At 44.8% G+C, this 12,803-nt stretch carries 9 protein-coding genes and 1 pseudogene; 9 read left to right on the top strand and 1 reads right to left on the bottom strand.

All coding sequences use genetic code 11. The features are described 5' to 3' along the window. Positions 1-173 precede the first annotated feature (173 nt). Together AB4507_RS22340 and AB4507_RS22335 are read left to right on the top strand one after the other, a co-directional pair. Complete coding sequence (locus AB4507_RS22340) at positions 174-1,094, top strand: LysR family transcriptional regulator (RefSeq protein ID WP_372183427.1); 921 nt, start codon at positions 174-176, stop codon at positions 1,092-1,094. Between the two features lie 181 nt (positions 1,095-1,275). Continuing rightward, positions 1,276-3,321, top strand: coding sequence for a TonB-dependent receptor domain-containing protein (locus AB4507_RS22335; protein WP_017066997.1), 2,046 nt, complete (start codon positions 1,276-1,278; stop codon positions 3,319-3,321). A gap of 129 nt (positions 3,322-3,450) precedes the next feature. Here AB4507_RS22335 and AB4507_RS22330 read toward each other — a convergent pair whose 3' ends face one another. Continuing rightward, on the bottom strand, positions 3,451-4,194 hold the full coding sequence (locus AB4507_RS22330; RefSeq protein ID WP_102393737.1) for a class I SAM-dependent methyltransferase: 744 nt from the start codon (positions 4,192-4,194) through the stop codon (positions 3,451-3,453). Positions 4,195-4,653: 459 nt separating this feature from the next. Between AB4507_RS22330 and AB4507_RS22325 the strand changes: the two genes are divergently transcribed. From AB4507_RS22325 to AB4507_RS22295, 7 genes and pseudogenes are all read left to right on the top strand, one after another. Beyond that, positions 4,654-5,178 (top strand): GNAT family N-acetyltransferase, encoded by a 525-nt coding sequence (locus tag AB4507_RS22325; protein ID WP_017066999.1) that lies wholly within the window; start codon positions 4,654-4,656, stop codon positions 5,176-5,178. A 14-nt stretch (positions 5,179-5,192) separates the two neighbouring features. Continuing rightward, positions 5,193-5,789 (top strand): LysE/ArgO family amino acid transporter, encoded by a 597-nt coding sequence (locus AB4507_RS22320; protein ID WP_017059193.1) that lies wholly within the window; start codon positions 5,193-5,195, stop codon positions 5,787-5,789. A gap of 13 nt (positions 5,790-5,802) precedes the next feature. Further along, a pseudogene (locus AB4507_RS22315) lies at positions 5,803-5,976 on the top strand (porin family protein); the annotation flags it as partial. A 213-nt stretch (positions 5,977-6,189) separates the two neighbouring features. Next, positions 6,190-7,443, top strand: a complete 1,254-nt coding sequence (gene sbcD, locus AB4507_RS22310; RefSeq protein WP_102393693.1) for an exonuclease subunit SbcD — start codon at positions 6,190-6,192, stop codon at positions 7,441-7,443. Positions 7,444-7,448: 5 nt separating this feature from the next. After that, on the top strand, positions 7,449-11,165 hold the full coding sequence (locus AB4507_RS22305) for an AAA family ATPase (protein WP_372183425.1): 3,717 nt from the start codon (positions 7,449-7,451) through the stop codon (positions 11,163-11,165). Between the two features lie 421 nt (positions 11,166-11,586). Continuing rightward, positions 11,587-11,730 carry a DUF2256 domain-containing protein gene (locus tag AB4507_RS22300; protein ID WP_372183423.1) on the top strand — a complete coding sequence of 48 codons (144 nt, stop codon included), beginning with the start codon at positions 11,587-11,589 and terminating at the stop codon, positions 11,728-11,730. A gap of 93 nt (positions 11,731-11,823) precedes the next feature. Beyond that, on the top strand, positions 11,824-12,708 hold the full coding sequence (locus tag AB4507_RS22295; RefSeq protein WP_102571028.1) for a PA4780 family RIO1-like protein kinase: 885 nt from the start codon (positions 11,824-11,826) through the stop codon (positions 12,706-12,708). The last annotated feature ends 95 nt before the right edge of the window (positions 12,709-12,803 follow it).

Below are 12,803 nucleotides of genomic sequence, written 5' to 3'. Positions count from 1 at the left end.
TCCTCCTACTCGATTTTAAACAGTTCTGACTTAGAGCTTTAAAACCCACCTAACCTTAAACTCTGCTCTGCATATTGCTCTAGATCAAAATAGGAGTGATTATCAATTGTATTACATGTTAAGAAATAGCACTATGCGCACATTGAATTTTATATATTGTTAATATTTGCATAATGAATCTTGCTCAAGTCGACCTCAATCTACTCGTTATTCTTAAACACCTTCTTGAAGAGAAGCACGTTTCCAACACGGCATTGGCGCTGGATATGAGCCAACCTACGGTGAGCCGATCTCTGCAAAAACTGCGTACCGTTTTCAATGATGATCTATTGGTGCGAGCGGCTTATGGCTATGAGTTAACGCCAAAAGCAGAAGCCATTAAGCAAGATCTCAATTCGGTACTGACACGTTTAGAAAAGCTGGTACATGGCGATGTATTCGAACCGCAAAGCAGTGACAGTACGGTTCGCTTCTTTGGTTTAGTGCCTAATGTCACGCACTTGCTGCCCAAGGTAGTTGCGGAGATACGTCAACAAGCGCCAAACATGACTGTTGATATCGACTCGATTCCTAAACGACACTTTGAGCCTCTGTTATCCGGTGATGCGCACTTTGTGTTGTCGACCCACGAGCCGTTAAGTTCAGAGCAAAATTTGTATCGAATGTTCGTGATTAGCCGCGATTACCGTTTGCTGATGAGTAAAAAACATCCTTTGGCGGACAAAGAGATCACGGTTGATGACTTGTTGAATAGCCAACTTGGTCAAATCTCACTGCAAGGGGATAAGAAGCTCTCGATCGAAAGTCGATTTAAAGATCTTGGCTTGATTGATAAGCAGCGCCAGCTGTCCATTCCAATTCAGCTTTCCAATTTTAACGTCGCGCCGGATATGGCAGAAGCAACCGACATCATCTTTCATTTACCGACACCTTTTGCTCAACAAGCCGCTACGCAAAGAGATCTTGTTTGTAAACGCGTGCCTAAAGCGTTGCGCCACCCATCAGAAGACGTCTACTTATACTGGCATAAGCGCTTTCATAACGACCCGATGTGTCGCTGGGTTCGCAATATATTCAAAGAGCTTTATACATAATCCATCTGCAGGGTGAATGAAAATTACGAATACCTATCAAGTTGGATATAGATCTCTTTCATTATTTGAATGGTGAATAACGAGAATCGATTTTTGGTATGAAACTTTCGTTGATAAGAGTGGTAGTTGGTTGTTTAATGCAAACCATTATCATTACCAATCACATATAAGAATGAATATCATGTCTGAGAGATCTCTTTTGATTCGCAAACCTCTTTTGGTTCGTAAACCCCTTTCGATCGCAGTCGCTGTTATTTGTACCTCACTTTCAGCTAACGTGTTGGCGCAAGAAGAAGCGCAAGCAACAGATGAGCAAATGGTTGTTACGGCAACTCGTACCGAGATGGCACTAAAACAAGCGCCAGCTTCAATGTCGGTTATCACCGCGCAAGACATTGAAGACAGCCCTGGTATTACCTTGGCGGACATCGTTGCAGAATCAACGAGTGTTGAGTCTGATTTTGATAGCACACGTGCTGGCCGTCAGATGATCTCTATTCGTGGTATGGATTCAGATTACACTCTTATCATGGTGAACGGTCGTCGTTTAAGCTCTGCAAGTGCCATCATCCGTGGTAACGACTTTGACCTATCAACGATTCCTGCTGATTCGATCGAACGTGTTGAAATAATCCGTGGCCCAATGTCTGCACTTTACGGTTCAGATGGTATGGGCGGTACAATCAACATCATCACTAAGGCTCCAGAAAACGATTGGAGCTCTACACTGAGCATGGACACTTCATCTCCACTTGATGGTGATGGAGGGGAAGAGTATTCGATGGGCTTCACGACATCTGGTGCGTTGATTGAAGACGAGTTGTTTGCTCGCCTATCTGTTAACCAAACTAGCCGTGATGCTTGGCAACCCTATTCTGGTACGCATAGCTCTGGTTACGATCGTTCAGACATTACTGCGTTAGAAGAAAGAGAGACATTAAGCTTACTCGCGAGCCTGACATGGAATGCAACAGACAACCAAACCATTGATTTCGATTTTGGTTACAGTGACGACGAACGTGAGTCATCTGCGGAAAACGTATCATCTGTGATTGAGTCTGACACACGTGTTGTACGTCAGAGCCAAGCGATCACACATAGTGGTTTTTGGAGCTGGGGTGACACGCAAGTACGTTATTCACGTGAAAATGTGACAGATAATGATGCTGCGGACTCAGATACTAACTATAGCAGTGACATCGAAGAGCTGACTCAAATTGTTGAAGCTTCGGCGACCACTTATCTTGGTGATAGTCACACCGTAACGTTTGGTATGGACTACCAGTTGAGTGAATTAACCAACAAAGAAAACTTAGTCAATGGTACATCTGAAGCTTATCAAGGTGCGTTATTTGTTCAAGACCAATGGTTAATGACGGATCAACTAACGGCAACCATTGGTGGTCGTTTAGATAAGCATGAACTGTACGGTGAAGAGTTCAGCCCACGTGTGTACTTGGTTCATCAAACAACGAATGACCTGATCATCAAGGGTGGTGTGGGTAAAGCATTTAAAGCACCAACATTGACTCAAAATCAGACAGACTACACAGTTAATAGCTGTAAAGGCGTATGTGATTTACATGGTAATGAAGATCTTAAGCCCGAAACCAGCTTGAACTATGAGATCGCTGCGATTTATAGCCAACCTCGTTGGAATGTTGAAGGTGCCTTATTCCGAAATGAAATCAACGACCTAATTGATCGTGATGAAACCTATTGTGAGAACGGCGGAGTGTTTGAATCGGGTAAAGGTTGCGCTGATAGTTCAAGCTCAACTGGCTATGTGAATGGTAAGCGTACTTATACAAACGTATCAGAGGCTGTAGTTCAAGGTGCTGAGCTTACAGGCCAATTCCAAATTACTGATGAATGGGGTGTGTCTGGTAATTACACATTCTTAGACACTGAAGATAAGTCTACTGGTGACGAATTACTTGATCGTTACAAGCATTCGGGTTTAGTTAAACTGAACTGGAGCCCAACTTACGATCTAAGTACCTTCGTGAGTGCGCGTTACCGTGGTGAACGTCAGATCGAAAGCGATCTAACTCAAGACGCTTACACAACGCTGAACCTAGGTGCTGTCTACAACGTGAATGCTTCAGTACGACTACGTGCAGGTATCACGAACTTAACTGACGAAGCTGTATCACAAGAGCTAGAGAGCATGGGCTATGTTGAAGAGCCACGTACTTACTACGTAGGTATGACAGCGGACTTCTAATTTAGAGTTCAGTAACTGATAGCTTGATACAAAAGAACCCACACTGGCTGATGCTCTAAAAGGAGAATGGCGAGTGTGGGTTCTTTTTTGATCTATAGATTTGGTTTAATTTGCCGTTTATCTATTAATCTAGATTTTGACACATGTGATCAGCGCATTACCGGACTGAGCATCCCAAGGAATCAGCTTGTCGTAATCGTGCTCGAAGATATTAACCTCGAAGTAGGGCTTCAATATCTCGACTAACTCTTTAAACGAGAATGCCACCATTGGGTGTTCATCATTCCACACTTGAGTTTCACCAGCAGTCGTCTTTTCGATGCTAAGCTTTAGCGCTTGCTTATCACCCTGACCAGAGTAATACCAACCAGAACGGAACGTGAAATCGTCTTTGTCTTGGTTTTTTGTGTGTCTAACAAACAGGTCGTTGCTGATCTTGTCTTTATCAACCACGTTAAAACAGAAAATACCTTCTGGCTTTAACGCACGATGCACACTTTCAATACACTCTTTAAGCTTCTCAAGGCCATCGTTGTAATGGATGGAATACAGGAAGCAAGTGATAAGATCGAGTGGTTCCGTGACCTCAAAGTTACTCATGTTTTGTACTGAGAACTTGGCTTCCGGGCAGCGAACTTCTGCGATATCTAACATCGGCTTGTTAAGATCTAGGCCACCGCTTTGGTAACCGAAATCAATAAAATGACGAACGTGTGGGCCAGTGCCACAAGCTAAGTCGAGGTGTGTTTTTCCTTCATTTCCAAAGATTTGATGGAGTCTACGTACGCAGTTACTTTGCGCTTGGTAGTCAATATCTACACACATTAAATCATAGTAACCGGATAGGTCGGTATAGAGTGCGTTGGCGGACATATTTGCCTGCAGCATAAGCTGAAAAATTAGGGTGGCGCATCATATACCGAAATTGGAAAATCGCAATCAAATATTCGATCAATGAAAGCGTTTTATTTTCTAACTTATGGTCGTTTTAAATGAGACCGTTTAAAGGGATGTTTAAGCTGCCAACAACATCAGTACGCGTGTCATCGCTATTCACTTTGCCCTGACTACTTATTCGTTAACTAAAACAGGTGTTGCTCCCTCAATGCAGCGACCATACGGGCTTTGCGGAACGCTTTTATCACGAGACGAGATAGGAAAAATATGGTATCTAGGTAAACCCAGTGTGACATTTATAATTTTATGATTAATCAGTAATTTTACTGATTCAAACCGAGTTCTTGAAAAGGAAACAATTCAGGAAAGTGGGCTGTTGATAAAAACCAAATCACTCAAGCTAAATAAGCGAACTAAACAAGGAGAGTTGAAACAATGACATCAGCAATAAATGCACAGGGTTCAATGGAAAATAGAACAGCATTGGAAAGCAGTGCTTCAATAGAAATTAAGGTGGATGACTTGTCGGGTGGGGAAGTCATTGAATTACTTGAAGAGCACCTCGCTGATATGTACGCCACTTCGCCAGCCGAAAGCGTTCATGCACTGGATCTAGATGGGCTCAAGTCACCAGAGATTACTTTTTTCAGTGCTTGGAAAGACAGCCAACTACTTGGGTGTGTTGCCATTAAAGAGCTAAATACCCAACACGCTGAACTCAAATCAATGAGGACCTCACAGTTTGCACGAAAGTCAGGTGTTGCCAGCCAACTTTTACAACACGTATTAGATACAGCGGCCATTCGCCAGTATCAAACAATCAGCTTAGAGACTGGCTCAGAAGACTACTTTAAGGCCGCACGTAACCTGTATGAAAAGTTTGGCTTTGGATACTGTGAACCCTTTGCTGATTATGTGTTGGATCCGCACAGCCAGTTTATGCGTATTGAGTTGCGTTAAGAGGCTAGCCTTAGATGTCGACTTACTTTGCAGGTTTCTCCCTTGGCCTTTCGCTGATTCTTGCGATTGGCTCTCAAAATGCGTTTGTTTTAAAGCAAGGGCTTAAGAACCAACACGTATTGGCAGTTTGTGCTGTATGTGCCATTTCTGACGCCTTACTGATTAGCTTTGGCGTGACGGGCTTTGGCGCAATCGTTAAGCAGTTCCCACAAATTGAGCAGTTCGCCCGTTATGGTGGCGCTATCTTTTTGGGTGTCTATTCATTCTTAAGCTTCCGATCAGCATTTACCGAAAACCACGCCTTAGAAGCCACGGCAGAAACTAAAGACTCATTAACCAAAGCGATTGCGATGTGTTTGGCGTTCACTTGGCTTAACCCGCATGTGTATTTGGATACTGTGGTATTGCTGGGGTCTATCTCAACTCAATATCAACCGGATCAAATGTTGTTTGGCGCTGGTGCGGTATCGGCGTCATTCGTGTTCTTCTTTTCACTTGGATATGGCGCTCGCTTCTTGGCTCCAATGTTTAAGAACCCGAGAGCGTGGAAGGTGTTGGAATTTGTCGTTGGCGTGATCATGGCATCTATTGCAATATCTTTGATTGTCTAGCTGCGCGTAATTAGGCTTCCATTTTGGTATAGGTGTTGAATACACGCCAGTAGAAAGCCTAACCTTACGTTTAATCTCACAAGCAGATGCAGTAAATATCGAATTCTTCGGCCCGAATGGTAATAGACTGGCAAGCCGTGATGTAGCGTTTAGCACAGTAACTCTGGGCGCTTCGTACAATTTTTGACGACCTCTGTGAAATAGCTTAAAGCTAAAGCTATGGACACCTAAAACCGCTCTAACGTTGAGCGGTTTTTTTATGTCAAAAATAACGATTGGTCACGCTATGGGCGGAGTTGGTCCAAAGCCTGAAATTAGTTGGTTTTCACAAGCTTATAAAAGGGAATTATCTCGACTATTTTGGTAGATTAAAGGTATTACCGACTTCCAGTGAGCAGCAATGAAGATTCTTCACACGTCCGATTGGCACCTTGGCCAAAACTTCTACAATAAAAGCCGTAAGAATGAACATGAACGGTTTTTACAATGGTTACTTGAGCAAGTTACAGAGCACGACATCGACGCGATCATTGTTGCTGGCGACATTTTCGATACCAGCACACCGCCGAGTTACGCTCGTGAGATGTATAACAAGTTTGTGGTCGATTCGAACAAGATCGGCTGCCAATTGGTGTTATTAGGTGGAAATCACGATTCAGTCTCTGTGCTTAAAGAGACACAACAGCTGCTCAAATACATGGGCGCAGACGTGATTCCTAATACCAATGAAGATCATGCGACTCAGGTTGTCGAACTAAAAGGCAAGAACAGCGATGTAGAAGCGCTGGTTTGTGCCATTCCTTTTATTCGCCCTCGCGATGTGTTGATGAGCCAGGCGGGTGTCACTGGCGTTGAGCGTCAGAAGCAACTCGGCGATGCAATCAAACAGCATTATCAAAGTGTTTATGATGCGGCGGTTGCTAAGCGCGCGACGTTTGCAAACAGCGAGCACATGCCGATCATCGCTACCGGCCACTTAACTGCGATGGGTGTCCAACAATCGGATTCTGTGCGTGATATCTATGTCGGCAACCTTGATGGTTTCGCCGCTGATGGCTTCCCAGACGCAGACTATATCGCACTTGGTCATATCCATCGCCCACAAGTGGTGGCAAAGCGTGAATACATTCGTTATTCAGGCTCTCCAATCCCACTGAGCTTTGATGAACTTAAGTCTCAGAAACAAGTGTGTGTTGTTGAGTTTGTTGAAGGTGAGCGCACCATTTCTCAATTGCCTGTTCCTACATTCCAACCTCTAGCTGAAATCAAAGGCGACTTGAGCGAGATCGAATCTCAGCTGAACCAATACATAGGTTTAGATAGCGACCAAAGCGTGTGGTTATCGATAGAAGTGCAAGCGCAAGATTACTTGTCGGATCTACAAGAGCGCATGCGCGCACTGACCGAAGGTTTGAATGTGGAAGTACTTCAACTGCGCCGCGCAAGAGAGCGTCGCAATCAAGCATTAGAGCAAGAGTCGGCAGAAACCTTATCTGAACTGAGCCCGATGGACGTGTTTAGCAAGCGTATTGCCTTAGAAGAGTTTGAAACGGATTCTGAAAAAGCGCGTTTAGAGCGAATGACAGTGAAGTTTAAACAAGTGATGGTTGAAGTGTCTGAGAGCGCTCAAGCGCCAAACAAAGTAGAAGAGTAACCAGTATGAAGATTTTAAGCCTAGAATTTGAAAACCTGAACTCTTTGAAAGGGCGTTGGAAGCTCGATTTTACCCAATCACCGTTTGCGGAAAATGGCCTGTTCGCGATTACTGGCCCAACAGGTGCGGGTAAAACCACCATTCTTGATGCGATTTGTTTGGCACTGTTCCACCGCACACCGCGTTTGAAAAGTATCGCTAAAGGCAACAACGAATTAATGACGCGTGGTACGGGTGAGTGTTTCGCTGAACTGGAATTTGAAGTACAGGGCAAAACTTACCGCTCGAACTTCCACCAAAAGCGAGCGCGTGGAAAACACGATGGCGCATTGCAAACGCCAACGTGCGAATTTGCGGATGCGGACACCGACAAAGTCTTAGAGACCATGCTGACCAAGAAAACCAAGTTGGTGGAGCAGGTAACAGGTCTCGATTTCTCACGCTTCACTAAATCGATCATGTTGTCTCAGGGGGAGTTTGCGGCATTCTTAAATGCCAATGCTAACGACCGTGCAGAGTTATTGGAAGAGTTAACAGGCACAGAAGTCTATAGCTTGATTTCAGAGCGTATCTACGATCATTTTAAGTCGAGTGAAGAGTCGCTTAATCACCTTAAAGCGAAAGCAGAAGGTGTGATCTTACTGTCTGAAGAGCAAATCCAAGCGCTAACCGCAGAGCGAGAAACGCTAGAAGCCGAGCAGAAGCGTTTAGCCGAGCAATTAAAAGAGTGGCAAGCGCATCTAAGCTGGTGGAAAGACGTGACCAAAGCTGAGCGAACTATTGCGACCAGTGAGCGCGATCTTAAAACCGCTCAAGATGAACTAGGCCGTAACCAACCTTCATTAGAGCGCTTGGCAAACAGTGAGCCGGCTGAAAAGCTGCGCCCAATGCACAAAGATTTAAGGCGTTGCGAACAAGAGGTGAACACTACTCAAGCTCACCTAGATAACAGCACCAAGTTACTTGCCGTTCGTGATGCAGAAAAGCAAGACGCGCAAACTAAACTGACGCAAAGCAGTGCGATTGTCGAACAGGTAAAAACCGAGCAACAAGATCAAGAGAAGATCATCGATCTGGTGCGTCCGCTAGATAACCAAATCGTCGTACTCAAAGATAAACAAACTGCGGCCGTTAATGCAGCGAATACGCTTAACGAGCAACATACGCAGCAGCGCAATCAACAGGTTGTTTTAGTCCAAAAAACAGATGCACTGAAGCAACAAGATCAACTCAGCACTGAGTATCTAAATACCCATCAAGCTGACCAACATCTGGAAAAATACCTAGGTCAGTGGCAAGCAAAGGTCGAGCAAGTTCGTACTCTAGAGCGTCAGCATTCAGAACAGTTGAACTCAGCGAAGCAAGCTTTGTCTGCGGTTGATGCTCAGCAAACGATCATCAAATCTGCGCAAGATGCTAAAGCAACGCAAGATAAAACTTTAGCTGAATTGGTTGTTCTCGAGAGTAGTGCAAAGCAACAGTGGGAAGCCTTGCAAGGCAACACTAGCGAGCAAGTGTTGAATTCGCAAAAAGATCTGTTGGAGTTTTGGAATCGCAATACGCACTCATTACTCGAGATCAACCGTGGTTTTCTAAATGCCCAACAACAGCTGCACGTGAAAACACAGGCACATCAAACCAACACCCAGTTGGTCGACAAGCTTTCGAAAGAGCGTGAAGTGTTGGTGGAGCGATATAAAGAGAAAGAGACTTCGCTTGAGCGATTAACGCGATTGATTGATCAAGAAGGTGAATTAGCAAAATATCGTGCAGCTCTAGAATCTGGGTCTGAATGCCCACTGTGTGGTTCAACAGACCATGCGATTGAACAGTCTCAAGATATTGCAAATTTGGTTGCTCAAAAAGATAGAGAAAACCTAGAGCTAACGGCTATCAAAAAAGAAGGCCAAGAGCATCGTCAGCAGTTAGATTCTCTTGCCCCTATGATTGCAGCGTTGAACGATGACATTCAACGTGCGCAAGCGGATATTCAACAAGCTCAGCTGAATTGGCAAGGCGTTGTCGGCAAGCTTCAACAGAGCTTATCGGATTTCGTTGGCACGGCTCCTGAACTGGCACTGCTAACGATTAACGATTTAGGCAATGAAGCTACAGTCCAGACCTTTGCTCAGCAGTGTGAACTTCAACTAAGTCAGAGCGCGCAGCAACTCAAAGCGTTGGGTGATGCTAAAGCGCATTACGCTGAAGCTGAGAAACAACGCCTGTCTGTAAGTGTTATGGCTGACAAGGCGCAGTCTAATCTCGAGTTGGCCGAGCAACGCTTAGCTGATTTGAATAAGCAAAACCAAGTCGCAAACGAGCAAGTGACTCAAATAGCTCAAGCGAAAGGCCAGCAATGGAACGCTTTGAAAGAGAGCATTGTTCAAACTTCTATCGAAGCACCTGAACTTGAGCATATCGATGATTGGTTTACTGCGAAATCGCAAGCATCAAGCACATGGCAGCAAACCAAACAGCAACAGGCCGATATTGAGAAGCAACTGATTACTCAAAATGCCGAATTGAAAACGTTAGACGACAAGCTAAGCAGTGTTGAGAAAGAGCTCGCGACACTGACGCAACAGAGTGAGTCTTTAGTGTCAGAACTCACTCGTGTAACGGCTGAAAGAACAGAGTTGTTTGGTGACAAAGACATTCAAGCCACCAGCAATGCGATGAAGCAAAGAGTCACTGAAGCAGTAAATGCATTTGATGCCGCGCAGTTAGTGCTTAACCGCAGCGAACTTGAACATCGAACCGAGCAAACCAAACACACTGGTTTCTCGGACGAGTTAGTCAGTAAGCAATCGAGCTACACACAAGCGTCGAATGCTTGGTTAGAAGCGCTGAAAACCAGCCCGTTCGAAGATGAGGCTAATTTTGAAGCAGCGTTGTTAGATGAAGAGGTTAGAACTCAACTTCAAAGCCTGAAGAAGTCTTTAGACGAAGCGATTGTCAGTGCGCAAGCTAGGTTGAACGCCGCCAAAGCGACACAAGTGGATCTACTAAATCACGAAAATGCGAAAGCATGGCAAGAGCAAGACCAACAGCAAGTTGAAGAAGCGACTACTGAGTGTCAAAACGCACAGCAAAGCCATGCGACAAAGATCGGTGCAATTTCTGCCAATCTTGAAACGGATAGCCAGAACCGCAGTAATCAGCAAGATCTGTTCAAGCAGATCGACGAGCAACAAGTCGAGTTTGATGATATTTCACGTCTGAACTCACTTATCGGCTCTAAGAACGGCGATAAATTCCGTAAGTTTGCCCAAGGTTTAACGTTGGAAAACTTGGTGTACCTTGCGAACAAGCAGCTACAGCGTTTGCATGGTCGTTACGAGCTTAAACGCAAAGCCGACGATGGTTTAGAACTGCAAGTGCTCGACACATGGCAGGGCGATGTGATGCGTGATACCAAGACGTTATCAGGTGGCGAAAGCTTCTTGGTGAGCTTGGCGTTGGCATTAGCGCTTTCTGATCTTGTGAGCTACAAAACCAGTATTGATTCTCTGTTCTTAGATGAAGGTTTCGGCACGTTGGATAGTGACACATTGGACATTGCCCTTAACGCGTTAGATAACTTGAATGCATCAGGCAAGATGATCGGTGTCATTAGCCACGTTGAAGCACTGAAAGAGCGAGTGCCCGTTCAGCTTAAAGTGACAAAACACTCTGGCTTAGGTGTGAGTGAGATGGAGAAGCAGTACAAGGTTGTTGCTTAGCTTCTAGTCATATTCACAGCGCAGAAATAGAAACAGGGCTGGATTAAGCAGATCCCCGACTCAGTCGTTCCTCCTTCTCGAGGATGACGGAGTCGGAAGTTGTCATGAATCACTTCGCCGTCATCCCTTAATGTCAGGATCGAATAAAAGGCAGCCGTCATTCCCTAAAGCGAGGCACGAGCGTAATAGGGAGTCTGGGCTTGTTGGTATTACTTTCTTCATTTTCTAAAGTGAGCTACGAACGTAGTAGGGACTCTAGGTTTGTTGGTTTTACCTTCGTCATTCCCTAAAGTGAGGTACGAACGTAATAGGGAATCTGGGGTTGGTCGTATTACCTTCGTCATTCTATGAAGCGAGAATCGAGCGTAATAGAGAATCTCTAGTAGACGCGAGAAGTGGACTCATCGAAAAGGAAGCGGCCATGCACAAGAAGACTCATTTACCAACTAAGACATGTCCTATTTGCCAAAAGCCTTTCTCATGGCGTAAAAAGTGGCAGCGCTGTTGGGATGACGTGATTTACTGTTCTGAACGTTGCCGTCGTCATAAGACAACTTTGGCGTAATTTCTGTTCGTTTTTAGAACACGTTAATAGTTTCGTCATTCATTTCTTAAGTTAATATTTCTATCTGTAAGACAACTAATGTATAAAGGCGGCATGAAGATACCTAAAAGAATACAGCCCTTAGTTGACGATGGTTTAGTCGACGAGGTGACAAGCCAATTAATGAGTGGCAAAGAAGCGTCAGTGTACATAGTGCGCTGCGGCGATACGATCCGTTGTGCCAAGGTATATAAGGAAATAAGCCAGCGCAGCTTTAAAAAAGCAACGGCGTATCGTGAAGGCCGAAAAGTACGTAATAGCCGCCGTGCCAGAGCGATGGAAAAAGGCTCTGGTTTTGGTCGTGAACAACAAGAGAAAGTGTGGCAAAACGCTGAAGTGGATGCCTTGTATAAACTGGCTGAAGCGGGCGTACGTGTGCCTGTGCCTTATGGCTGTTTTGATGGCGTGCTGCTTATGGAGCTAGTCACTGATGATGACGGTTATGTGGCTCCAAGATTGAACGATGTTGTAATGCCACCAGAACAAGCGATTGAAGATCATGCGGTGATGATGACTTACGTGGTTAAAATGCTTTGCGTTGGTTTGATCCATGGTGACTTGTCTGAGTTTAACGTATTGGTTGATGAATACGGCCCTGTGATTATCGATCTACCACAAGCTGTCGACGCTTCGGCTAACAACAACGCTGAGTGGATGCTGGCTCGTGACATCAATAACATCCGTGACTATTACGCTCAGTTTGCTCCTGAACTGGCAAAAACCGAGTATGCCAAGGAAATGTGGGCGCTGTACGAGAAAGGCGACTTGAAGCCAGACAGCAAACTGACGGGTGAGTTTACGGAAACCGACGACTTGGCTGATATCGAAGCCATCATGCAAGAGATAGACGCTGCGCGAATTGAAGAACAACATCGACGCGAGCGAGCTAAAGAAGAGAAAGAAGGTGTTGACGATACTAAGTTCAATTGGGCTGAATAATCGTGATGGTCAGTTTTGATCTTTAGCTAGATATCAACCAAACGCCTTTTAAAACAGAGGCGTTCTTTCTAAATAAAAACCCAATGGAGCTTCAA

It is taken from the genome of Vibrio sp. 10N.222.54.A3 (genome assembly GCF_041474095.1).
Classification (GTDB): Bacteria; Pseudomonadota; Gammaproteobacteria; order Enterobacterales; family Vibrionaceae; genus Vibrio; species Vibrio crassostreae_C.
The sequence above is the reverse complement of the archived record's forward strand: the minus strand, read 5'-3'. Positions and strand labels throughout refer to the sequence as shown.